Origin of the sequence: Bacillus sp. JJ783, assembly GCF_036963225.1 — a bacterium.
Lineage (GTDB): Bacteria > Bacillota > Bacilli > Bacillales > Bacillaceae_G > Bacillus_A > Bacillus_A cereus_U.
Window position 1 is genome coordinate 24,610 of the sequence record NZ_JBALMG010000027.1, and the last position, 22,383, is coordinate 46,992.

Sequence of the window (22,383 nt, forward strand, 5' to 3'; positions counted from 1 at the left end):
CCCCTTCATTTATTTTCCATTTATAATCTTACAACTTTATTGAGTATTCTGTCAATTATTTTTTTCGCTTTAGAATAAAATAATCTTTTATCACAAAAAATGAAAGTGATGCATTCTACTTATAATTCAGTTTGAAATAAGAGAATCTTCTGTAAGAAAGGGCATACAAAATAAAAAAATAATAAGAAATCGTTTTCACAAACATTTCATTTGAAAAATATTATCAAACCACCTACAATCACCTTATACTCACTCTTACAAGTTGCTATTTTAGGAGGACTAATCATGACAACTAGCAATACGTACAAATTTTATTTAAACGGAGAATGGAGAGAAAGCTCTTCTGGTCAAACAATCGACATTCCATCTCCATACTTACACGAAGTAATTGGGCAAGTACAAGCAATTACTCAAGGAGAAGTGGATGAAGCAATTGCATCTGCAAAAGAAGCTCAAAAATCATGGGCTGAAGCTTCTCTACAAGATCGCGCAAAATATTTATATAAATGGGCTGATGAGCTCGTAAATATGCAAGATGAAATTGCCGATATCATTATGAAAGAAGTCGGTAAAGGGTATAAAGATGCGAAAAAAGAAGTTGTTCGTACAGCTGACTTCATTCGTTACACTATTGAAGAAGCTCTTCATATGCACGGAGAGAGCATGATGGGCGATAGCTTCCCTGGCGGAACGAAATCTAAACTTGCGATTATCCAACGCGCACCACTTGGTGTTGTATTAGCAATCGCACCATTTAACTACCCAGTAAACTTATCTGCTGCAAAACTTGCACCAGCACTTATTATGGGTAACGCTGTTATCTTCAAACCAGCAACTCAAGGTGCAATTAGCGGTGTTAAAATGGTTGAAGCACTTCATAAAGCTGGCCTTCCAAAAGGTCTTGTAAACGTAGCTACAGGACGCGGTTCTGTAATTGGTGACTACTTAGTAGAACATCCTGGCATCAATATGGTATCGTTCACAGGTGGTACAAACACAGGTAAACATTTAGCGAAAAAAGCTGCAATGATTCCACTTGTATTAGAACTTGGTGGTAAAGACCCTGGTATCGTTCGTGAAGATGCTGACTTACAAGATGCTGCAAACCATATCGTAAGCGGTGCATTCTCCTACTCTGGTCAACGTTGTACAGCTATTAAACGTGTACTTGTACACGAAAATGTAGCAGACGAGCTTGTTGGCTTATTAAAAGAGCAAGTAGCTAAATTATCAGTTGGATCTCCAGAACAAGACAGCACAATCGTCCCATTAATCGACGACAAATCTGCTGACTTCGTTCAAGGTTTAGTTGATGATGCTGTAGAAAAAGGTGCAACAATCGTTATCGGTAACAAACGTGAGCGCAACTTAATTTACCCAACATTAATTGACCACGTAACAGAAGAAATGAAAGTTGCTTGGGAAGAGCCATTCGGCCCAATCCTTCCAATCATCCGTGTTTCTTCTGACGAACAAGCGATTGAAATTGCTAACAAATCAGACTTCGGTCTGCAAGCAAGTGTCTTCACGAAAGACATTAACAAAGCGTTTGCAATTGCTAACAAAATCGACACTGGTTCTGTTCAAATTAACGGACGCACAGAGCGCGGCCCTGACCACTTCCCATTCATCGGTATAAAAGGTTCAGGTATGGGCGCACAAGGTATTCATAAGAGCCTTGAGTCTATGACACGTGAAAAAGTAACTGTATTAAACTTAGTTTAATCTTATATGTGGAAGCTGATCTAGTTTTAGATCAGCTTCTTTTTATTCAAAAAAATTTCCGGTACACTTGTGTATTACGAAGCGGTTTAAATCCTACAGAGTTGTATAACCTCTCAGCACTTTCATTTCCTTCTATATAACATAGTCTAATGTCTTCGTACCCGTCTTCTAACAACTTGTTCATACCAAATTGCAAGGCTTTACGCCCATATCCATTTCCTTGATGACTTTGTGCAACCATTAAATTCTCTATTGTCCCTTCCCCTACCGTAACTGATGCAACCAACTGTTCATTTTTTAAAACCACATACACATTACTTTCATTGTTCAATTTGTATTTCTTTATACTATCTTCCGGAGCAAGATAAGGCTTCATATCATTCATTTCATGCAATTCGTAATAGCATTCCTGTACCATTTTTACAAACTGGTTGAAAAATCTATCTTCATACTTAATAACAGTGATATCCGTTTCAGGAAGACTTCCTCCCTTATATATCACTTCAAGCGATCCCCACCATCTTTCAAATCCCATTTTCTTAGCAAAACCAATACAATTTTCTGATTCTGTTCTCATATAAGTGCACACAAAATCCGATTTTATTTTAGAAATTAACTCTTCTATTGCCTTGTATAATGCAGAACCAATACCTTTCAAACGAGAACCCTGTTCCACATACACAGTTATTTGAACAATAGACTCTTCATTGCTATTTGTATAAAAAGATGAATACGCGAATCCTTCAATCCCATTTTGGTTATATAAAAGCAAATGCGTAGAGTTCGATACAATATCATCTAAAAAACCTATCTCTTCTTCTGTCCCCATATTTTTTATTAAATTCAATATCCCAATCCGATCCTCTTTTTCACTATAAGCACGTATCATTTAAATAATCCCCATTCCCATTAAAAGTACATTCCCTGTTAAAAATTCAATATATATTTATTCAATGAATGCACTTCAAACCCTCCACCCCAAATAACGAACTCTTCTCTATAATCTGATTATTACCATATCCATTGACGTATAAAAATACATTTGTTACTCTTAAATACGTTAATTTAATATTTAAATCCTCATTCGTATCTCGGTGAGGTAGAGGTTGCAATCATTAAAAGTATCATTTCAGGAGATGTAGTGGCATTGATGAAGGAATGAGAAAGGAATGGTTGCCGAAGTAAGACGTGCCCACCATGCGCGCTTGCTGGGTCTGCATTTAATAAGTGCAGAACTGTCACAAACGTTTCGTTTGTGGAGAGCTATCGAGAGGTATGTCGTGGGTTTCTTATAAGATAGAAAGCATGTAGCGGCAAATTACGTGCTTTTTTTGTTTTGTTTGGGACTTCTCTTCCTTACTTAGGAAGACATACATATCTCCTCGCTTGACTTGGTTATACTAACTTTGGAGGTATTTTCTATGCAACAAAAAAAATGGGGCTTTTGGGTACTAACAGCTTTCGTTGTCGGTAACATGGTTGGTGCTGGTATTTTCATGGTGCCAAGTACGTTGGCACAAACAGCTAGCCCTCTCGGTGTCACTTTAGCTTGGTTAACAACAGGGTTTGGTGTTTTAATGCTAGCTCTTGTTTTCGGTAATTTAGCAATTCGTCGTCCTGATTTAACGACAGGACCACAAAGTCATGCATATGCCTTATTCTCATCACCAAAAAAGAAAAAAATGGCTGGTTTCAGCATAGTATGGGGATATTGGGTTGCAAACTGGGCAAGTAACGTTGCCATCATTACATCTTTCGCGGGATATTTATCGCTCTTCTTCCCGATTATGAAAGATACACGACTATTGTTTTCAATCGGCTCTTTCAATATAGAAGTTGGAAAACTACTTACATTTACTATTTGTTCTGTTTTACTATGGGGCACTCATTTAATTTTAACAAACGGTGTAAGCGGAGCTGGGAAACTTAACTTCTTAGCAACAACAACGAAAGTGACTGGATTCCTTCTATTCATCATTGTTACGTTATTTGCGTTCGAAGCTTCAAAATTTGGACAATGGTACACACCAATGATCGATAAAGAAGGCGTATCACACGGTCTCCTTTCACAAGTAAATTTAGCTGCTCTTACAACACTTTGGGCATTTATCGGGATTGAATCAGCCGTTCTTTTATCAAACCGAGCTACTTCTCCCAAAACGGTAAAACGTGCAACAGTTGCCGGTTTACTAATAACAGTTGCAATTTACTTAGGAATTACAATTTTAACAATGGGTGTACTTCACGTTGATAAATTACAAGCTTCTGAACGTCCATTAGCAGATGCATTAAACGCTGCAATGGGTCACGGCGGCGGGAAACTTATGGCATTACTTGCTCTTACTTCCCTATTCGGTTCCATATTAGGCTGGATTTTATTAAGCTCAGAAGTGCCTTATCAAGCAGCAAAAGAAGGTTTCTTCCCTTCCTTCTTCGCAAAAACAAATAAAAAAGGAAGTCCAATTCATTCACTACGATTAACAAACATTATGTCGCAAGTGTTCTTATTCTCAACATTATCAGGAACAATTGCGGAAGCTTATACATTCGTTATTACCGTATCAACTTTAGCCTACCTCATTCCATATCTCGTTTCACCAATCTTCCAGTTAAAGCTAGTCGCAACTGGTGAAACATACAAAAATGAAATGCGGGCAAGAATTACAGATGGCATAGTCGCAGCGATCGCACTTTGCTATGCACTATGGGTTATTAAAACAGGCGCATCCGATATAAAAACATTCCTTCTCGGGATTGGTTTATTCGTAATTGGCTTTGCCTTCTATCCATTAATGAATCGTGATCAGAAAAAAAATAACGAAAAGAAAAACGAGCAAGTTGCATAACGCAATTTGCTCGTTTTTTGCTTAATAAAACATATATAATAGAAAAAAGAGGTGAAAAACATGTCAATCGAATCACTATGGAGCTCTCGCTTTCAACAACATATTCAAAATGCCATCACATACTTTGCACGTATGATTAACGGTTTGCTATATAGCTTCATCTTCGTCTCATGTGTAGGTGCATATTATTACGCCAAGTTTCTTAAAACGGATCCTTCTAAAGGAATATCTTTATTACTCATCACAATCGTACTTACACTCATTATAACGAGATGCCCAATTCGCACATTTATTCAAAAACCTGACGCTGTCTATTTACTAGCGCTAGAAGAGAAATTAACATCTTATTTTAAAAAATCTCTTCTATATAATTACATCATTCAACTTTTCCCGCTTGTATTTATGTTCCTTATTATCGTACCGCTTGCCATGCAATCATTACAATTAACCGTACCTTTTTTATGTACAATCTTTATCGTTTTAATGATTACGAAAGCTTGGAACATGTACATACACTGGATGTGGCGTGATAGTTATGAAAAAAGCATATGGCTTATCATTCGTGTTGCTTGTAATGCACTTATCATTTACATGCTGTTTTATGTTGCAAATATCATTGTGCTAGGTGGCTTACTATTACTTCTTGCCTTCCTACTCCTATATACAAAAAAACAGCCCACAAAGCGAATACCGTGGGAATACATAATCGAACAAGAAGAAAAAATGGACATACGCTTTTATCAATTCGCTAGCATCTTCACTGATGTTCCGCAGCTAAAAAAACAAGTAAACGGCAGAAAATGGCTTACAAATTGGATCGAACCTTTACTACATAAAAAACAAGCTACTTTCTTCTATTTACATACACTATCGTTTTTACGTGGGAATGATTATTTTGGTATATATATTCGCTTGGGGTTAATCGGTTCCTTTATCGTATATTTCGTACCGAATCTATATGTAAAAGGCGCTATCGCTTACATCGTCCTATACATGATCTCTATGCAGCTTCGTTCGCTGTGGAAATATTTTTCAGGAAATATTATCGTGGCATTATATCCAATTGCTACTGAAGAAAGAATGAATCAATTTCTCAGCTTAATTCTCACATTACTAAGTATTCAACTCATTGTATTTTCAAGTGTTATACTCGTTGCTACAGGACAATTACTACATGCTTTGATTATTATGGTGATCGGCGTACTTTGGATAAAGTTTATTATTGTACAAAAAACGAAGAAACGTATTTCTTCTTTATAACTAAAAAAGAGGCTGTATACAACAGCCTCTTTTCTCGTCCTAAAATTTCTAATCACTTTTCATAGGCATTTCTCATATAGTGAAAATGACTATACAATTCCTATCCATACGTTAAATAATGATTTCGCACATATAAATAAAAAAGATAGGAGCTCTATTATGAACAACAATCCGCCTGCAACGCCCCAAAACACCTCAGAGGAAAATAGCCGTGACATTAAATTGCAAACATTACGAGTCATCGGACTCATCGTCCTCATTAGTGGTTATATTCTCGTCGCTCTCTCAGAAGTGGGTGAACTAAAAACCTTATTAACAAATCCAAATGCCAATCCTAATTTAGCTGAAGTTGATCCGTTTTAGAAGCTATCTAAAAAGCGAATCCCAGTATAACCGGTTCGCTTTTTAGATAGCTTTATCCAATCTTAGAAACGTTTCGTTCATCTTGATACTGCTCTTTCCCAATCGCCTTCATAAATAATAAAATACTGCTCATACCTACGATGAAATATAGAACGCTCATGCCCCAAGATGCAATAAATGAACCTAGCATAACACCTAATGCCCCGTTCATTTTTGCCACTTGAAAGACCATCCCATTAATCGCCATATAAGAACCTCTTGCCTCATTTGGCACCATATCTGCCATAATAGATTGACGAACCGGCACATACATCATCTCACCTACCGTTTGGAAAAGCCCTGCAATTAATAAAATCCATAAGCTATTGCTCGTTCCGAGTATCGTAAAGCCAATCGTGTAAATAAATAAGCCTACATATAAGATTTTCAAATCGTTGAAGCTTTTCAGCATTTTAATAAGAAGCGCTGAACATAACACAACTAAAATTGTATTCTCTGCTGATATCCAGCTCAGCATTCGAATACCTGTTAAATCAAACGTAAAACCATTCCCGAATAAAAAGTGCACCGTTTCAAATTCCTTCTGCAAACGTACCCCTAAATAATTATTAATTTGAAACTCTAAAGATAATGTACATATACTTGCTGCACAAAAAATTAAAAACGCTCGGTCTTTCATCACAACTTTATAACTATCCGCCATATCCTTTAATACGTTTTTCTTCTCTACAGTTTTTCGCGCCACATACACTTCTTCCATATATATAGCCATCACATATAAAGTAATGACCGCCACAGCCGTTAATACGATAAACAATTGAAATCTATAGTTTTCAAATAGTAATCCGCCAAATATCGCTCCAATAGCAATTGATAAATTAATCGCCCAGTAGTTAATGCTGTACATCACTTTTCGATTTTCAGGTGTACTCACATCGATTAACATCGCTTCGGTCGCTGGATTCATAAGTCCAGATCCTAAGCTGTTCACGAGCATAAATAAAAACGTTAACCACGATGAATCTACATAATCTGAGTTCGCAATTCCCATACAAGCAATGGAAACGACCTGTATACTTTGGCCAATAATCATTACTTTTTTACGACCGAGCCGATCTCCAATATACCCGCCATATAAACCAATTATTAATGAAGCTATTACATTAATTAATAGTAAAGCACCTGCAATCGCACTACCTAACTTTATTGAAAAATAAATTGCCATAAACGGAAAAATCATCGTTGATACAGCTCGTGTTAAAAATGATGTTATAATTCTAATTTTTATATTTCGATGCATACTCCAAAACCCCATCGTTTTCCCCTCCTTATGCTTATTCATTTTACTTTGAAAAAGAGGAAGAAAAAGGTTAGAATATTCTAAAGAGTTTCCCCTTTTATATAGAAGGAAGTGTACACATATGAAAATTATGGACTATTACATTCGTTTAAGGTTACATTCACAAGATCAGCAACATATGCGAAATAGCTTACAAGAATTAGCGGATGTTTTATATTGCAGTACGAAAAACGTGAAGATTTTATTAAAGAAAATGAGCGAAGAACAACTAATTTACTGGACTCCAGGGCGAGGCCGCGGGAATAAAACTGAAATTATATTTGTACATAGTTTAGTAGAATCAATTGAATGCCATACAGATGAACTGTTAACCCAAGAAAAATTAAAAGATGTCTTTCTTCTTTTAAAAGAGCCCCTTCCTCTTGCACTTCAAAAAAAGATAGAAAATAAACTCCATCATCATTTTGGCTATGAACCTTCAAATGATATGTACGATATATTAAAAATCCCCATATCACGAAAAGTAATGCCGCTAGATCCGGCTTTTGCGGCTGTCACAACAGAGAGCCATCTTACTAGTCAAATTTTTGATACATTAGTCGTTTATAACGATGTTACCGAAAAAATGGAACCGCACATTGCTCATACGTGGGAATTAAGTGAAGACCAGCTTACATGGACGTTCTATTTACGAAAAGATATACATTTTCATAATGAAACGGTTTTAACTTCTACAGATGTGCAATTTTCATTTGAAAGATTAAAGCAAATTCAATCTCCTTTCGAATGGTTAACAGAAGAAATTGTTCAAATTGAAACACCATCACCACTACAAATACGATTCCATTTAGCAAAACCGAATTTATTTTTCTTACATTATGTAAGTTCCATGCAACTCGCAATTTTACCGCATGATGCGAGTATCCAAAATTATCATTACATAGGTACTGGGCCTTTCAAACTTACTCATTACTCTGAAGATAATATCGTGCTTGAAGCTTTTACCCATTATTTTAAAGAACGTGCGTTACTAGACCGCATTGAGTTTTGGCGTATTCCAGATCATGTGCAAATTGATGCTGATTATGAACTACCAAATGAAAAGGAAAACGAAAGACACAATATACAAATAGAAGAAATAGGTTGTATTTACGCTAGCTTCAACTTTACAAAACCTGGTCCACATCACGATATTTACTTTCGTAAAGCTTGGAGAGAAATATATGATGTTGAAACGATCCTCCGTGATTTAGAAGGAAATCGAACAATCACAGCATCAAGCTTCTTTCCTGAAAGAAGCCGCCAAGCTCCTAATAGGTCCTACTCTTTAGAAAAAGCGAAAGAGTATTTGAAAAAGAGCACCTATAATGGCGAAACGATACATATTTACTTCTTCGCATTTAAAGATAGTGCAAACGACGCTGACTTCCTAAAAGAATGTTGTGAACAATTAGGAGTGTACGCAGAACTTCACCCATTCCTTGTTTCAGATTATACGGATCGTTCTATTGATAAACATGCCGATATTATTTTAATGGGAGAAGTTTTTGCCGCCGAGCATGAAATGGCATTTTTAAACGTATTTAAAAATAAAAGTTGTTTTATCAATCGATTCTTGGACCCGCACTATGCGAAGCAAATTAATTGCTTGCTAGATACATTTTTATTAGAAGAACATAAAGAAAAGCGCTATGAGCTCATATATGAAATTGAAGAGTTTTTACAAACTGAGTACATTATTTTATTTAACTATCACATTTTAAAAAGAAAAACCTATCCCTCTTCTTTAAAAAACGTAACAATTGATTCATTCGGTTGGGCGAATTTTGCGAAGTTATGGATACAGCCATCCCTGCGTTAAAATGCAAAGTTTTTTATAAAAGGAGAAGAACCATGAAAAGCAACCTAGAAAAAAGGCTTTCCTATCTATATACAGGTGAATTATTTTCAGTTATTACTTTTATTTTTACAAGTTACTTAATTAATTATGCTTATCCTACATTATATTTATATTCCCTATACTCTTTTTGGATCTCATTTCTTCTTTTAGAGTTTCTCTTACTACAAGGAACTGTTTACTGGTACGTAAAGTGGAAACGACTAAAAAAAGAGAAGACATCTGTTACACCTATTGTGATTATTCAATATTTAAAAATGCTAAAAAAGATAAATATCGGATTGATTATCACAGGACTTATTATGTTTACTATTGATTTTGTAATTTGGTATCCTCAATTACCTTTAGTAGGGCTATCATTCGCACTATTTGTTTATGTTTTTGCATTATTTGAGTATATAAACTATTATCATATTCAGCTTTCATATGATAACATCTCTGATATTAAATATTTGATAAAATCAAAGAAACTAAAACAGTCCTGTATGAGTAAAGATTTTCAACGTACTTCATAAAAGGTTAAATTCCGCTTATGAAGACTTTAAGCTAAGAAAAACTAAGCAATTTTTATGAATGCAAGAGAAGGTACTACACTCTTAGTAGTACCTTCTTTTACATTTTTAAAGATGAACCTTTTTACGCACAAAGATGCAAACTATTATTAAATTACTTCAGCCAAATGAGTCTTCAATTCCATCAAAAACTTCTCAATATCCGGATTTTTCACCACATCATAACACGCAAAGCTCTTTAACGGACTCATACCAATAAACTTCTGCACACGATGTAAATGACTAAGCGCTGACTCTAAACTTTCTCCTTCAAAGAACTTCGTCTTATCTCCAAATGCTTTTTCAGGTGCATTCCAAGTTGTAGAGAACATATAATGCTTCTCTTTTAATAAACCACCTGTTCCATATTCATCTGCACCTTCAAAAAACAAACCGTATTCATATACTTCATCCATATAAGTTTTAAATAATCCCGGTACACTAAACCAGTAAATTGGTGTTTGATAAATAACAACATCCGCCCATAAAAACTTTTCTTGCTCTTCCTTAATACTGTATCCATCTTGAATCGTTGTTGTTTTCACATGATGATTTTCACTTAGTAAACTTATCATGCAATCAGCTAGCGTTTTATTTAATCGACCTTCCTTTGAACCATATTTTTCATGCCCATTTATAATGAATATATTTTTCATAACTTTTCTCTCCCTTATTTTACTCTTCAGCTATTAAGCCCAGTTGCTGCTTCAGCGTAAGATTATCTTCTAAATGCCAATCTTCCGTTATCTTTCCGTCTTTCACGTGTAAAATATCAATTGCAAAAAAACGAATGTTTTTACCATTATGAGTTCCTGTAAAAGAAAGACGAGCTGTTACTTTATCACCAACGACTAATAAATCTTCAATCTCACAATGTATATCAGGAACGACTTTACGAAAATTTTGCGCCGCAAATTTTAAGCCTTCAGTACCTTGTGGACGGCCTTTCGGCAATGTATTATCGAAAAATTTTTCAGTAACAGTCTGCGGAATAAGTTCCTCCTTACCTGTATCCCAAAATGCGTAAAAACGCTGAGCTGCATGAACAATTTCTGTCGCCTCCTTTTTACTTAATGAAGAATCCATTGTCATTGCTTTTGGCTTCGGCATTTCCTTTAATAACTGAATTTCAGTTTTTTGCTCCCCACTGCACGCTGCAAGCACAATGCAAATGACAAAAAAACTAAGGAACGTAAACAACTTTTTTATAACCATGGAAATCACCTCCTCCTCATACAAACCCTTTGTATTTCCTATTGCTATTGTATATGCACTAACTTCCTTTATGGAAGTAGTGATATTTTTTTCATATAGTTACCGAAAGGATAGTTTTGTGATACGATAAAGCAAATTCATTCAAAAAATTTTTATGGAGGCTAGTTCCATGAACAATATAGATCCGGTTGTATTAACGAAAGGTTTACCTGGCATCCCATGTCCTATCGCTAAAACGCTTGACGTAATTAGTACAAAATGGACATTTTTAATTATTCGAGACCTTCTTATCGAAGGAACGTTACGATTTAGTGATTTACAAAAATCAATGGACGGCATTAGTCCGAAAACATTATCGCTTCGACTAAAAGAATTAGAAGCACAAGGGATTATAACGAGAAAAGTATATCCAGAAGTTCCACCTCGTGTAGAGTACACATTAACGGATAAAGGAAAGCAATTAGAGGGGATATTTATTGAATTAAAGCGGTTTGGATTAAGTTTATAAAGTGAAACTTTAATCATTGGGGGTTTTGTCCATCCCCCAATGATTATTAGCCCGCAAATAGCGGGATAAAACAAAAACCCCTTACAACGGTAAGGGGTTTTATTACTTCGCAAAACTTTCAGCTAACTGCTTCTCTCTCCACATAAATGTAATGCCGAGACCAACTATTAAAACAACTCCTGAGAAAGCATATGGATAATTAATATTTACATCAAATAATATTCCGCCCATCGCTGGTCCTGCAATATTTCCTAAACTCGTATACGTTGAGTTCATACCAGCAACGAATCCTTGCTCTTTTCCAGCTGCTTTTGATAAAAACGTCGTTAAAGCTGGACGAAGTAAATCAAATGCTAGGAAAATAAAACAAGTAACAAGGAGCACGCTCCAATAATTAAAGACTATAGTTGAAACAAACGCTAACACAGCTCCTACAACTAAACATATTTGAATTAATACTTTCTCACCGAACATGTCTACCAATTTTCCAAACATAAATACTTGCACAACTACCCCAAAGATTGAGCTAATTGTAATAATTGCAGCAATATCTTTCGGTGTGAAGCCAAATTTATGATCAGAGAACAGGCTAAACACAGTTTCATATGCTGATAATCCAAATGCGAGTACAAATACAATAATAAATGCGATTGCATACATTGGATTTAAAGATTTCTTTAAATCCCCGATAAAACTTGATTCTTTCGTATTAGCAGAAATCTCTGCAAGTTCTTCTTTCGTTAAAGGCTCTTTCAAAATAAATATAGAAATCACGCATGCGACAAAAGCAATCACTGCTGCCACAAAGAAAGGTACACGTATACCATATTCTGCAATAAACCCACCAATTCCAGGTCCTATAATAAATCCGGTACTAATAGCGGCTGAAAGATATCCCATCGCTTTTGGACGTTCCTGAATAGAGGTAATATCAGCAACATATGCCGTAACACCCGGCATAATAAACGCAGCACTAATCCCGCCTAACACCCTCGCTGCATAAAGCATCCACACATCTTTTCCTAATCCAAAAAGAAGCTCTGAAACACCAAAAATAAATAATCCAATGATTATCATTTTCTTCCTACCGTAAAGATCGACCCAACGACCCGTAATAGGTGAAGTAATAAGCTGAGCCATTGCAAATACTGCAACGAGATAGCCCATCGTCTTTCCTGTTAAATTCATATCATTCATAAAGGATGGCATAACCGGAATGATTAATCCAATCCCTAAAAAAGCGATAAATATATTACTCAAAAGAATGATCAATACCATCTTTTGTTCTTTTATCGGTTTCTTCAATTTTTAACACCTCTTCCCGTAAGTTCCTCTCAAAAATAATACCCAAGAAACTTTTTCTTTATCCTGCTATTTGTGGGCTAATAATGAGTGGAGATGCCCCCACTCATTAGAATTTCACTCTATCCTTCCACACATACATAAATACAGGGTGAATGACTATCATTCAGTTTCCCGCAGAAATGAACCTACCTTTTCAGACAGGTTCATCTTACTATTTCTTTATATGTAGTGCATGTGTTAAAAAATCTAGTACTTCTGCCTTTTGTAGCTCGACTTGCTCATCATCTTTATGATCATATAAATAAACTTGTTCCGCTGCTGATTCAACAAGAGCAATAAATAACTTCGCTGTTCTCTCTGCATGAACCGAATCACGAATTTCACCAGCTTCTTTTGCTTCAATTAAAAATTCACTTAGCCATATATAAAGAGGCTCATATACAGCTTCCCATTCTTTTATATGTTCAGTAGATGCTAGGCCCGCATACATTAATGCTTGTATTTCACGATATTCAGCTATAAAGTTAAACACTGCATCTATTACTTGCTCAACTTTACTTGAAAAAGGTGCATCGTTCTGTACTTTTTCTTTCACTGCAAGTATCATCTTCTCAACCATCACTTCTGCTATTGCAGGCATAACAGATAACTTAGAAGGAAAATATAAATAGAAAGTTCCTTGCGCAATGCCAGCCAATTTCACGATATCAGAAATCTTCGTTTTTTCAACGCCCTTTTCCTGAAACACTTCAATAGCTGCATAGACAATTTTCTCTTTTTTATTCATCATCTAAACCCTTTCACACGCGTATTGAATGACTGTCACTCATTTTATAAAATAACTAGCTGTACTGTCAATTATAGTGCACTTTTCATAATAAAAATCTCCCAACAAATCGTTAGGAGATTCAACTTTCATATCAATTTCTTATGAAAGAGCCTTTAATCCCGTAACTCCACATACGATAAGAGCTACACTAATCAAACGTGCCTTACTTTTCGATTCACCAAACAGAAACATATTTAATAAAACTGCTCCTGCTGTTCCAATGCCAATCCAAACCGCATAAGCCACACTTACTTGTAAGAACAAGAAAGATGTGTATAAAAATGCGAAGGAAGTTGCAAATCCACCTATATAAATCGCTCCATTTGCTAATGTCTTATCTTTACTATACATTTTAAGGCCTATCACACCGACTATTTCACTAATTGCAGCACAAAATACGAAAATCCAACCCATTTTTAAGCAGCTCCTTCCATAGTTTCTTCCACAGTTTCTTCTTTATTATCAGCCAATTTTAAACCGATAACGCCCGCTACGACCATCACGATAAAGAATAGTTTTCCTACACTGAAACTGCCGCCGAAAAGGAATACATCCATTAGGAAAGTTCCTACAGTACCAGCCCCAGCAAACACCGCATATACTGTCCCTGTTGCAAGATGTTCGCACGCTTTCGATAGGAAATAAAAATCAACAGCGATAACTCCTACAATAATGACCCAATGCCACCAAGTATGAGCTGTATTAAAACCAAACACCCAAAAGACTTCAAAAATACATGTTAATATGACATATAACCAAGCTTTATTTTTCATATCTCTCACCTTCTATTATACACTGACTGACCGTCAGTCATTTTTGATTAAAAAAATATAATCTCACGCTAACTACTATTTAAAAAGCCAATATCATCCTCATTTATCCTTATATTTGTTCCGTCATTAAGCTAACTACATATAAAAGTTGCTTATCTAAACCCTTTCACATAAAAATGACTGAATGTCATTCATAAATATTCTACATGACCAATTGATAAAGTGTCAACACCCGGATTCTCTTAACCAAAAAATATTTTAGATTTCTTAAATCCACGTGTATATTTCTTAATAATCTGTCAATAATGGTAGTAACAAAATATTTTCTCCATTCCCCCCTTGGAGATCCCTTTGAATCGAGCAGTTGCTTTTAGCTAACTGCTCTTTTTTAATTTATCGGCACAGTATAATAAAATACTCATAGATAAATTCCAAAACAAAGACCTGTACTCCCTTTTCGACATGCAATAAAGAACGAAATATTTTGTACGCTATTTACTTTCCAACGAGTCTTTGTATGCAATAATTTTATTTTCAAGCATCTTCTCTGTAATTACTAAGTTTTCTCTTTGAGTTTGAATAGATTTTTTATGATTTTCTAAAAGTTGTAAACGAGCTTCGGTTGTATGCTCCCCTTCTGTATATAATCTAACGTATTCTCTTATTTTCGCTATCGGCATTTGTGTTTGTTTTAACTTCATTACAAACTGCAACCACTTTATATGTGACTCTGCATACAATCTATTCCCATTTGCATCGCGATTTGCAATTAATATATTCTCCTTTTCATAATAACGTAATGTATGTGTGCTCACTCCTAATAATTTAGCTACCTCGCTAATTGTGTACATAATCATACTCCCTCCGCACGCCATTTACTCTCATACATTTTACTGCCTCCAAATAATAAAAAAACATTTGAATTAGAGTATACTCTAACAAATACAATCTAACCATAATAAAGTGAAACTATAATCAGTGGGGGTTTACGGGCAGTTAATCTCCCACCTACCGTCTTTGCTCCAGCCAAATTTTGAGGTGGAAGTTTTACTGCCCGTTAATGCGGGATAAATTAATTTGAATTTAGGAGGCTCTTATATGAAATATACTGTTATTACTGGTGCTAGTTCAGGAATTGGCTATGAATCCGCTTTAGCCTTTGCATCTCGCGGAAAAAACTTAATACTTGTAGCTCGAAGACAAGCAAAATTAGAAGAATTAAAATTGAAAATTAACGAAATGAATCCGGACTTAGATGTTATCATTCGAAAAACCGATTTATCCGTCACTGAAGAAGTTTATAAATTTTATGAAAGTCTACAAAGTTTTCAAATTGAAACGTGGATTAACAACGCCGGTTTTGGTAATTTCGCCTCAATTGCTGAACAAAATTTAAACAAGATAGAAACGATGTTGCATGTAAATATAGAAGCACCAACAATACTATCTTCCCTTTTCGTTCGAGATTATTCAATGGTTGATGGAACACAGCTTATTAACGTTTCATCGGGCGGTGGATACACGATTGTGGCTAATGCTGTTACGTACTGTGCTACGAAATTTTATGTAAGTGCATTTACAGAAGGACTATCTCACGAACTGAAAGAACAAGGTGCAAAACTACAAGCAAAAGTTTTAGCTCCTGCTGCAACTGAAACAGAATTTGCGAAACGTTCATTTAATATTGATGAGTTCCAATATGATGGTGTTGTACCGAAATTTCATACTGCAAAACAAATGGCACAATTTATGCTTGACCTTTATGATAACGATAAAGTTGTAGGACTTGTCGATGGTTCTACGTATAACTTTGAGCTTAGAGATCCGCTTTATAATTTTACAGTAAGACAAACGAATTCAAATTCTTAACAACATCTCATTTCTGACTAAAATATAGATACCCACTATTTCTTAAATAATAGTGGGCCTTTTTTCTCTCTAAAAATTTCACCCAACATACCGTATCATCGCCACCTCATCACAATAATCAACTTTTGGACAATGTCTACAATCAATCCACACTTTTTCTGGTAATGCTTCTCTATTCACAAAATCAAACCCGCACTTTTGAAAAAATTCCGTTTCATATGTTAAAGAAATTACCCTGTTCACTTTTATCTTTGCCGCCTCATTCATTACATGATTCACTAACTTACGCCCTATCCCTTTTCCTGCATATGTATGCGAAACTACTAACGATCGTACTTCTGCAAGATCCTCTCCTAACACATGTAAGCCAGCAACTCCAACGACTTCCTCTCCTTCTTTCATAACATATAAACATTGTAAATATTGATAGAGAGACAAAAGAGCACGCGGCAAAACAACTCCTTCTTTTGCATACATTTCAATGAGATTATAAATTTCTTTCACATCACTTGTAACCGCATTAAAGATTTTCATATTATATCCCCTTGCCCCCAGTGTTAATATTTATAACATTAGTTGAATTTTAATTCATAATTTCATATAATAATACATCTCTCTTTTCTCTCCGTCAATCACTTTTCTGAATTTTATATAAACAAAAAACCAAGCAACTTAATCGATGCTCGGTTCCTCATTTCGTATCGGCAATACCGTCGAATATTTAATTTCACGCAGTGCTAAACTTGTCTGTATCCTTGTAATACCAAGCTTGTTCAACTTTCTAATAAACTGCTCCAGTTCCTTACGATCACGATTTGCAACCTTTAATAAATAATCATACTCTCCTGTTAAACAGTGACATTCTAACACTTCAGGCATAGATTCTAATTCTCGTTCTAACACTTCAAGTTTTTCCGACTGATGAATATTCGTGCTCATAAAAATGAAACATAATAAATCAAATCCAAGCTTTTCTTGATTTAAAATTGCTACTTGCTTATCAATGAATCCTTCCCCGTCTAATCTTTTTATTCTTGCATGCATAGCAGCTGGTGATAAATTAACGCGGCGTGCTAACTCTGCATTACTTACTTGTGACTCTTTCTGCAATATATCTAAAATTTTCACATCCAAATCATCAAGCACTTTAATAACAGATGACTCCATCAAAATTCCTCCTTTTTTCTTACCGATGATTATTCGAAGAAACATCTCATAACTTATATAAAACTGAATATTTTTCTGTAAATGAGATTTCTAACGAACTATTTTATCGGATTTTTACCATTATACAAAAGAATATATTAGACAATAAAGAAAAATGCTAAAATTATTTACAGTTCATTCTTATTTCAACAAAGGGGTTTTTAGCATGCCTTATTTTTATGTCTTTTTACTATTATTAACAAGCTTATTATGGGGAGGAAATTTCGTCGTTGGGAAATCACTCGTCGATCATGCATCTCCGATCACACTGACAAGTTTAAGATGGCTAATTGCGATCATTTGTTTATTACCAATGGTATGGTTTAAAGAGAAGAAAATCATTCCACCACGCTCTGCAATACTTCCGTTAATACTTATGGGAATTTCAGGAGTCGTTCTTTTTAACATTTTTCAATTTTTAGCACTAGAAAAAACATCCGCAACGAATGTAGGTCTTATTTCTACATTGAACGCTATTTCGATTGCATTATTTTCTGTGCTATTTCTAAAAGAAAAAGTAAATACACTTCAAATTCTTTCTATGATTCTTTCATTTTTCGGGGTTATGCTCGTCCTTTTAAAAGGAAATTTCGCACTTTTATTTTCACTACATTTTAATAGCGGAGATTTATGGATGATGGCGGCAGTATGTATTTGGGGTATTTACTCTGTTTGCAGTAAATGGGCGACAAAAACAGTTACACCGCTAATGGCGACGTTATATTCTGGTATTTTCGGCGTCATTTTATTGCTTCCATTTAACATAGGCAACTTCACTGTTTCCAATATTAATTCTTCCTTCATAACATCACTTTTATATACAGGACTCGTTTCAACGGTCCTTTGTATGGTATTTTGGAACATTGGTGTACAGAAATTAGGAGCTACTACATCGGGTATTTTTCTAAATTTCAATCCAATTTTCACAGCTATTTTAGCATTTATTTTCCTTGGAGAAGAACTAACATGGATTCAAATTTCCGGGACAATTATCGTCGTGACAGGATGTTATTTATTTTCTCATTTTAAAACCGTTGCTTCTCAGCCAACTAGAACTTTAGTGCGAAAGCATTCTTAATGAAAAAACATCGCCACCAGAGTGGCGATGTTTTTATTTACCTTTCATTTCTTTCACATACTGTTTTTCTTCTTCTGGCGATAAGCGTTCTGTTGCCTTTCCGGTATCACCACCTTGAATTTCCCACAAAAAGTTATGCTCCTCAACCGTTTGTGAAAAGTCTCCTTTCTCCCAACGCTCCAAAGTAGAAAGTAGCTTTGATTTATGTTTAAAATTCGTACTGCTTTCTACTGCGTTCTTCGCACTACGAATTTCCTTATTTGTCATTTCAATAAATCCCCATTTTTCAGAGGATTTCACTTTTTGATGTACCATCCTATGCATTGTAGAAATAATTTCATCTTCACTAGCTTGTTGCTTCTCTTCCTTTGCTTTCTTCCCTTGTTGCCCCATTACATTTTGTGCTTTAAGACTCTTCTCCTCTTCTTCTATATAATTAAGCAGTTTAGTAACACCGAATACAGCTCCTATCGCAATTACAATCATTGTAATTGTCCCTATAATCCATTTTTTCATATTATGTATTCCCCATTCCCCTAATAATCACATAAACAAATGGAATCGCCTGCGCACAGCCGATTCCATTTGTTTCCTTATTTCATTTTAAACCTTCATCGCTGCTCGCACAATATAACTATCCACATATTGCTTGAATTTTACGATTTTTCCATTTTCAAGCTGCCATATATGAACGAATTCTGCTTCAAATGATTTTCCCGTTTCTTTATAAACTCCAGAATACATACCTTCAGCAATGATTACATCTTTTCCGTTTACTTCATGGTACGTATTTACACTCGCTTTATAATTATCCCATTCTGATCCTAAACGACTAAATACATTTTCCATTATAGCTTCTGTACCTATATACGTTCCGCCGTATGGGAAACCTTCTGCCTCTGTCCATTCTACTTTTTCAGAGAGAGCTTCCGCTAAATGTTTTGCATTTGAAGAAGATGGTCCTTCATATGTGCTTCGAACAATTTCTAAATTTGTTTTTTGTACCATTATTTTTTCACCCCAAATGCGTTTGCCGCTAAAACAAGTCCAATTTCTAACGCTTTAACGTGCGGGAATCGTTCCTTTATTGCCGTTTGAATTTCTTCACTTGAAGGATTTCCTGCAAGAACTTCATCAAATGCTACTAAATATTTACGAGTATGCTTAATCGCATCTGCTGTATTTGGTGCATCATAATCACGATGTCCAGCTACAACAATTTCAGGATGAAGATTTTCAATTTCACTTAATGTTTCTAACCATTTATGACGAGCTTCAGCATCTGTTTCTAACGTCCATGCGAAAGTATTGTTATACACGATATCTCCTGTAACTACTGCTTTTAATGACGGAATCCATACGTAACTATTATTAGGTGTATCACCTTGTAGACCACCTTTAATGATTAAGTCATTTCCCTCTAACGTAAGCTTATCTCCCTCTAACACTTCTGGAACAATTGGCTGATGAGGAACATTATGCCCAATAGATGGTTTCCATTGTTCCACTTTCTTTTCAAACGTATTGCGAATATCCTCTACTGTATTTCGCAACGCTACAATTTTCGCTTTTGGAAATGCTTCATGTAATACATTTAATCCAAAATAATGATCTGGATGGAAATGAGTTACATAAATATGAGCTAAATTCTTTCCTGTTTCAATAATTTGAGCTGCTAAACGATGTGCATCACTTAATAAAAATTGTGCATCGATAAGAATTGCATCTTTTTCTCCGTATACAATTGTGGATGTAACTTGAAATGCTTGCTCAGATCCTGTAAAAACCTCTAAATGTAATTTTGACATGTTATTTCCTCCACTTTTATTTACTCTTTTATATTCCTTCATTCTTTAAGCTTTATTCTAGTTGCAACTAACTTAGTTACAACTAGAATAAAAAAATATACGAATCATTTTATCACTAATCGACTTGATGTAATCATTATAGTTACACCGAGTCACCAAGTCAACACTTAAAAAATGAAATTTACTTCGTTTTCATTACTTTCTCTTTTAAGAAACGATCTACATATCCTTCTGCTTTTACAACGAATAAATACGCACCCATTGATAATAATGCAAGATCTAATTCATATCCCGGATTCTTTCCATCTCCTAATAAGCCTGCTGCTCCATTTACCTTTACGATAGCTCCAGCCAAAATAAGAGCGAATAACAATCCTACATATCGTACGCCTAAACCGATAATTAATAATATACCACCAACTAATTCAACTGTTGCTACGCCGTATGCAAGACCACCTGGTAAGCCGATGCTTGTAAACCACCCTGCTACATTATCGATACCTGATTGAAACTTTGCTAAACCGTGTGCAAAAAAAGTAACTCCTAATACGATACGAATAATTAAATTACCAATATATTGATTCATTCTGAACTCTCCTTTTTTGTTTTGTTATGATGAACATTTATTCACAAGACAAAACGATACGGTATTTCTTTTCATTCGTCAAATACTTTTTTAAAGAAACCAAAAAACATTATCCTTTCTGCGGATAATGTTTTTTACAAAATAGCGTTAATTCAAGCGTTTACTCTATTACTTAGAAAAAAGTTGAAAATTTTTCCCAGCACGAACATAAGACAATAAAGAACTATCTTCTTCCATCACCATTCCAACAACATTTACTTTCCTATCTTCAGGCAAATCATTTATAACAATTTGCATTTCGCCAGCATATCTACCGTACAATTCATTATCAATTGTAATACTGCCTCGTTTTCTTGAAATTGTATTCATCTGCTGTAAAATCACTTTATTTTCTTCTCGTGATTCTACCGAGCGAATGACATCACGAGCTGGATCTAGTCTATTTGTATGCACTTTCTCTACCACTTTCAATGCTTCTATTTCATTTGTAAATGGCTCATATCGCACCGGAATAATCCCATTACTCGCCATCGCGATTTCTTGTACACTTTCTAGACTCGCGCTTATGTCTCCAATTAGCACTTTATCGACGTCACACTCTTGAACAAGTTCTAAATACGTTTCAAGCGGACGCATATAGCGGTGCTTTTCTAACGTTGGTAAACCTTCATATAAAGGACCTCGTTTTTCACCATCTCCCGGAATAAATGCCATCGTTTTTATTCCGCAATCATGTAAATACTTATTTTGTTTTTGTAAAAATGACTTTGCTAGTCCTGTTTCTGGACGCGGATAAAAATTATGCCATGCTTCTACATTCTCTACTTGTATATTTTCTGCAAGTAACTCTTTCCAAAATGATTCTGTAATCGTACTCGCATTTAAAGCCACTTTCATCTTATGAGATACGCGTGCAATTTCTTTTGGCGCAATGCCGTAGTCCATTCGTAAACCAGTAATGCCCCACTCCAATAATTCTTCCACATTTTCATATGTTATTCCTAAATGGTTTAACGATTTTGGAGAGACATCAACCATTAATTCCATTTCATTTTCGAGAGCTTGTTTCCCAAGTATTTGAATTAACTCTTTATACGTATTCGGATCATCTTCTGGAATGTGAAGAGATGTAAAAATAGATGAAAATTCGTTTTCTTTCGCTATTTTTAACCATGCTTCTTGTTTCTCTACTCGCTCTTTTGAAAGATAAATTGAAACTCCTATCATATAAATCTCTCCTTCTATTAATATAAAAAAAGAGAAA

At 35.1% G+C, this 22,383-nt stretch carries 25 protein-coding genes and 1 riboswitch; of the genes, 9 read left to right on the forward strand and 16 right to left on the reverse strand.

Annotated elements, in window-relative coordinates; genetic code table 11:
* Nucleotides 1-285 precede the first annotated feature (285 nt).
* Nucleotides 286-1,725, forward strand: a complete 1,440-nt coding sequence (gene gapN, locus V7038_RS06040; RefSeq protein WP_002201632.1) for an NADP-dependent glyceraldehyde-3-phosphate dehydrogenase — start codon at nucleotides 286-288, stop codon at nucleotides 1,723-1,725.
* Between the two features lie 46 nt (nucleotides 1,726-1,771).
* Here gapN and V7038_RS06045 read toward each other — a convergent pair whose 3' ends face one another.
* Entirely contained in the window at nucleotides 1,772-2,614 is an 843-nt protein-coding gene (locus tag V7038_RS06045; protein WP_199661361.1) for a GNAT family N-acetyltransferase, read from the reverse strand.
* Nucleotides 2,615-2,817: 203 nt separating this feature from the next.
* A riboswitch (Lysine riboswitch) is annotated at nucleotides 2,818-2,999 on the forward strand.
* A 147-nt stretch (nucleotides 3,000-3,146) separates the two neighbouring features.
* Here V7038_RS06045 and V7038_RS06050 point away from each other — a divergent pair.
* From V7038_RS06050 to V7038_RS06060, 3 genes are all read left to right on the forward strand, one after another.
* Nucleotides 3,147-4,571 carry an amino acid permease gene (locus tag V7038_RS06050; RefSeq protein ID WP_002114879.1) on the forward strand — a complete coding sequence of 475 codons (1,425 nt, stop codon included), beginning with the start codon at nucleotides 3,147-3,149 and terminating at the stop codon, nucleotides 4,569-4,571.
* Nucleotides 4,572-4,631: 60 nt separating this feature from the next.
* A complete protein-coding gene (locus V7038_RS06055) occupies nucleotides 4,632-5,831 on the forward strand; it encodes an ABC transporter permease (protein WP_335469490.1) in 1,200 nt (399 codons plus the stop codon).
* Between the two features lie 159 nt (nucleotides 5,832-5,990).
* Entirely contained in the window at nucleotides 5,991-6,194 is a 204-nt protein-coding gene (locus tag V7038_RS06060) for a hypothetical protein (RefSeq protein WP_002114883.1), read from the forward strand.
* A gap of 52 nt (nucleotides 6,195-6,246) precedes the next feature.
* Here the strand turns inward: V7038_RS06060 and V7038_RS06065 are convergent, their stop codons facing one another.
* Nucleotides 6,247-7,509: an MDR family MFS transporter gene (locus V7038_RS06065; RefSeq protein WP_335469492.1), complete on the reverse strand. Its 1,263-nt coding sequence runs from the start codon at nucleotides 7,507-7,509 to the stop codon at nucleotides 6,247-6,249.
* Nucleotides 7,510-7,615: 106 nt separating this feature from the next.
* Between V7038_RS06065 and V7038_RS06070 the strand changes: the two genes are divergently transcribed.
* Nucleotides 7,616-9,355: an SgrR family transcriptional regulator gene (locus V7038_RS06070; protein WP_335469495.1), complete on the forward strand. Its 1,740-nt coding sequence runs from the start codon at nucleotides 7,616-7,618 to the stop codon at nucleotides 9,353-9,355.
* Nucleotides 9,356-9,387: 32 nt separating this feature from the next.
* Entirely contained in the window at nucleotides 9,388-9,906 is a 519-nt protein-coding gene (locus V7038_RS06075) for a general stress protein (protein WP_335469497.1), read from the forward strand.
* A gap of 146 nt (nucleotides 9,907-10,052) precedes the next feature.
* Here the strand turns inward: V7038_RS06075 and V7038_RS06080 are convergent, their stop codons facing one another.
* Nucleotides 10,053-10,598 carry an NAD(P)H-dependent oxidoreductase gene (locus V7038_RS06080; protein ID WP_335469499.1) on the reverse strand — a complete coding sequence of 182 codons (546 nt, stop codon included), beginning with the start codon at nucleotides 10,596-10,598 and terminating at the stop codon, nucleotides 10,053-10,055.
* 19 nt (nucleotides 10,599-10,617) lie between these two features.
* The gene (locus V7038_RS06085) at nucleotides 10,618-11,157 is read right to left on the reverse strand and encodes an ester cyclase (protein WP_335469502.1); all 540 of its coding nucleotides are present in this window, start codon (nucleotides 11,155-11,157) and stop codon (nucleotides 10,618-10,620) included.
* Nucleotides 11,158-11,326: 169 nt separating this feature from the next.
* Here V7038_RS06085 and V7038_RS06090 point away from each other — a divergent pair, with 169 nt between their 5' ends.
* Entirely contained in the window at nucleotides 11,327-11,665 is a 339-nt protein-coding gene (locus V7038_RS06090) for a winged helix-turn-helix transcriptional regulator (protein ID WP_001059473.1), read from the forward strand.
* 102 nt (nucleotides 11,666-11,767) lie between these two features.
* On the opposite strand, the gene V7038_RS06095 is transcribed toward V7038_RS06090, so the two are convergent.
* The 5 genes from V7038_RS06095 to V7038_RS06115 form a co-directional block, all read right to left on the reverse strand.
* On the reverse strand, nucleotides 11,768-12,970 hold the full coding sequence (locus V7038_RS06095; RefSeq protein ID WP_002114904.1) for an MFS transporter: 1,203 nt from the start codon (nucleotides 12,968-12,970) through the stop codon (nucleotides 11,768-11,770).
* Between the two features lie 211 nt (nucleotides 12,971-13,181).
* Nucleotides 13,182-13,760 carry a TetR family transcriptional regulator gene (locus tag V7038_RS06100; RefSeq protein ID WP_335469507.1) on the reverse strand — a complete coding sequence of 193 codons (579 nt, stop codon included), beginning with the start codon at nucleotides 13,758-13,760 and terminating at the stop codon, nucleotides 13,182-13,184.
* Nucleotides 13,761-13,898: 138 nt separating this feature from the next.
* Nucleotides 13,899-14,213, reverse strand: a complete 315-nt coding sequence (locus tag V7038_RS06105) for a DMT family transporter (RefSeq protein WP_000539702.1) — start codon at nucleotides 14,211-14,213, stop codon at nucleotides 13,899-13,901.
* A gap of 2 nt (nucleotides 14,214-14,215) precedes the next feature.
* Nucleotides 14,216-14,572, reverse strand: coding sequence for a DMT family transporter (locus V7038_RS06110; protein ID WP_070138797.1), 357 nt, complete (start codon nucleotides 14,570-14,572; stop codon nucleotides 14,216-14,218).
* A gap of 491 nt (nucleotides 14,573-15,063) precedes the next feature.
* Nucleotides 15,064-15,423 (reverse strand): MerR family transcriptional regulator, encoded by a 360-nt coding sequence (locus tag V7038_RS06115; RefSeq protein WP_335469512.1) that lies wholly within the window; start codon nucleotides 15,421-15,423, stop codon nucleotides 15,064-15,066.
* Between the two features lie 247 nt (nucleotides 15,424-15,670).
* On the opposite strand from V7038_RS06115, the gene V7038_RS06120 reads away from it, so the two are divergent.
* Nucleotides 15,671-16,441 (forward strand): SDR family NAD(P)-dependent oxidoreductase, encoded by a 771-nt coding sequence (locus tag V7038_RS06120; protein ID WP_335469514.1) that lies wholly within the window; start codon nucleotides 15,671-15,673, stop codon nucleotides 16,439-16,441.
* A gap of 78 nt (nucleotides 16,442-16,519) precedes the next feature.
* Here the strand turns inward: V7038_RS06120 and V7038_RS06125 are convergent, their stop codons facing one another.
* Both V7038_RS06125 and V7038_RS06130 read right to left on the reverse strand, forming a co-directional pair.
* Complete coding sequence (locus tag V7038_RS06125) at nucleotides 16,520-16,975, reverse strand: N-acetyltransferase (RefSeq protein WP_002114911.1); 456 nt, start codon at nucleotides 16,973-16,975, stop codon at nucleotides 16,520-16,522.
* Nucleotides 16,976-17,113: 138 nt separating this feature from the next.
* A complete protein-coding gene (locus tag V7038_RS06130; protein ID WP_016103820.1) occupies nucleotides 17,114-17,608 on the reverse strand; it encodes an Lrp/AsnC family transcriptional regulator in 495 nt (164 codons plus the stop codon).
* Nucleotides 17,609-17,813: 205 nt separating this feature from the next.
* On the opposite strand from V7038_RS06130, the gene V7038_RS06135 reads away from it, so the two are divergent.
* Complete coding sequence (locus V7038_RS06135) at nucleotides 17,814-18,725, forward strand: DMT family transporter (protein ID WP_335469516.1); 912 nt, start codon at nucleotides 17,814-17,816, stop codon at nucleotides 18,723-18,725.
* 33 nt (nucleotides 18,726-18,758) lie between these two features.
* Here V7038_RS06135 and V7038_RS06140 read toward each other — a convergent pair whose 3' ends face one another.
* The 5 genes from V7038_RS06140 to V7038_RS06160 all read right to left on the reverse strand — a co-directional run bounded on the left by V7038_RS06140 (nucleotide 18,759) and on the right by V7038_RS06160 (nucleotide 22,346).
* Entirely contained in the window at nucleotides 18,759-19,241 is a 483-nt protein-coding gene (locus V7038_RS06140; RefSeq protein WP_002159153.1) for a PRK06770 family protein, read from the reverse strand.
* 87 nt (nucleotides 19,242-19,328) lie between these two features.
* The gene (locus tag V7038_RS06145; protein ID WP_070127964.1) at nucleotides 19,329-19,733 is read right to left on the reverse strand and encodes a nuclear transport factor 2 family protein; all 405 of its coding nucleotides are present in this window, start codon (nucleotides 19,731-19,733) and stop codon (nucleotides 19,329-19,331) included.
* Nucleotides 19,733-20,533, reverse strand: coding sequence for an MBL fold metallo-hydrolase (locus V7038_RS06150; protein WP_070127963.1), 801 nt, complete (start codon nucleotides 20,531-20,533; stop codon nucleotides 19,733-19,735). Before V7038_RS06150 ends, V7038_RS06145 begins: the two co-directional genes overlap by 1 nt.
* Before the next feature lie 181 nt (nucleotides 20,534-20,714).
* Nucleotides 20,715-21,119: a DoxX family protein gene (locus V7038_RS06155; RefSeq protein WP_001077751.1), complete on the reverse strand. Its 405-nt coding sequence runs from the start codon at nucleotides 21,117-21,119 to the stop codon at nucleotides 20,715-20,717.
* Between the two features lie 168 nt (nucleotides 21,120-21,287).
* On the reverse strand, nucleotides 21,288-22,346 hold the full coding sequence (locus V7038_RS06160; RefSeq protein ID WP_199661373.1) for a DUF871 domain-containing protein: 1,059 nt from the start codon (nucleotides 22,344-22,346) through the stop codon (nucleotides 21,288-21,290).
* Between the last annotated feature and the right edge of the window lie 37 nt (nucleotides 22,347-22,383).

What these genes read in the sequence shown, in the direction of transcription:
- V7038_RS06135 (WP_335469516.1), top strand. Translation starts at nt 17,814, where the DNA reads ATGCCTTATTTTTATGTCTTTTTACTATTATTAACAAGCTTATTATGG.
- gapN (WP_002201632.1), top strand. Translation starts at nt 286, where the DNA reads ATGACAACTAGCAATACGTACAAATTTTATTTAAACGGAGAATGGAGA.
- V7038_RS06125 (WP_002114911.1), bottom strand. Translation starts at nt 16,975, where the DNA reads ATGAAAATCTTTAATGCGGTTACAAGTGATGTGAAAGAAATTTATAAT.
- V7038_RS06105 (WP_000539702.1), bottom strand. Translation starts at nt 14,213, where the DNA reads ATGGGTTGGATTTTCGTATTTTGTGCTGCAATTAGTGAAATAGTCGGT.
- V7038_RS06045 (WP_199661361.1), bottom strand. Translation starts at nt 2,614, where the DNA reads ATGATACGTGCTTATAGTGAAAAAGAGGATCGGATTGGGATATTGAAT.
- V7038_RS06155 (WP_001077751.1), bottom strand. Translation starts at nt 21,119, where the DNA reads ATGAATCAATATATTGGTAATTTAATTATTCGTATCGTATTAGGAGTT.
- V7038_RS06110 (WP_070138797.1), bottom strand. Translation starts at nt 14,572, where the DNA reads ATGAAAAATAAAGCTTGGTTATATGTCATATTAACATGTATTTTTGAA.
- V7038_RS06075 (WP_335469497.1), top strand. Translation starts at nt 9,388, where the DNA reads ATGAAAAGCAACCTAGAAAAAAGGCTTTCCTATCTATATACAGGTGAA.
- V7038_RS06130 (WP_016103820.1), bottom strand. Translation starts at nt 17,608, where the DNA reads ATGGAGTCATCTGTTATTAAAGTGCTTGATGATTTGGATGTGAAAATT.
- V7038_RS06150 (WP_070127963.1), bottom strand. Translation starts at nt 20,533, where the DNA reads ATGTCAAAATTACATTTAGAGGTTTTTACAGGATCTGAGCAAGCATTT.
- V7038_RS06160 (WP_199661373.1), bottom strand. Translation starts at nt 22,346, where the DNA reads ATGATAGGAGTTTCAATTTATCTTTCAAAAGAGCGAGTAGAGAAACAA.
- V7038_RS06145 (WP_070127964.1), bottom strand. Translation starts at nt 19,733, where the DNA reads ATGGTACAAAAAACAAATTTAGAAATTGTTCGAAGCACATATGAAGGA.
- V7038_RS06055 (WP_335469490.1), top strand. Translation starts at nt 4,632, where the DNA reads ATGTCAATCGAATCACTATGGAGCTCTCGCTTTCAACAACATATTCAA.
- V7038_RS06120 (WP_335469514.1), top strand. Translation starts at nt 15,671, where the DNA reads ATGAAATATACTGTTATTACTGGTGCTAGTTCAGGAATTGGCTATGAA.
- V7038_RS06080 (WP_335469499.1), bottom strand. Translation starts at nt 10,598, where the DNA reads ATGAAAAATATATTCATTATAAATGGGCATGAAAAATATGGTTCAAAG.
- V7038_RS06090 (WP_001059473.1), top strand. Translation starts at nt 11,327, where the DNA reads ATGAACAATATAGATCCGGTTGTATTAACGAAAGGTTTACCTGGCATC.
- V7038_RS06050 (WP_002114879.1), top strand. Translation starts at nt 3,147, where the DNA reads ATGCAACAAAAAAAATGGGGCTTTTGGGTACTAACAGCTTTCGTTGTC.
- V7038_RS06140 (WP_002159153.1), bottom strand. Translation starts at nt 19,241, where the DNA reads ATGAAAAAATGGATTATAGGGACAATTACAATGATTGTAATTGCGATA.
- V7038_RS06115 (WP_335469512.1), bottom strand. Translation starts at nt 15,423, where the DNA reads ATGTACACAATTAGCGAGGTAGCTAAATTATTAGGAGTGAGCACACAT.
- V7038_RS06060 (WP_002114883.1), top strand. Translation starts at nt 5,991, where the DNA reads ATGAACAACAATCCGCCTGCAACGCCCCAAAACACCTCAGAGGAAAAT.
- V7038_RS06085 (WP_335469502.1), bottom strand. Translation starts at nt 11,157, where the DNA reads ATGGTTATAAAAAAGTTGTTTACGTTCCTTAGTTTTTTTGTCATTTGC.
- V7038_RS06065 (WP_335469492.1), bottom strand. Translation starts at nt 7,509, where the DNA reads ATGGGGTTTTGGAGTATGCATCGAAATATAAAAATTAGAATTATAACA.
- V7038_RS06070 (WP_335469495.1), top strand. Translation starts at nt 7,616, where the DNA reads ATGAAAATTATGGACTATTACATTCGTTTAAGGTTACATTCACAAGAT.
- V7038_RS06100 (WP_335469507.1), bottom strand. Translation starts at nt 13,760, where the DNA reads ATGATGAATAAAAAAGAGAAAATTGTCTATGCAGCTATTGAAGTGTTT.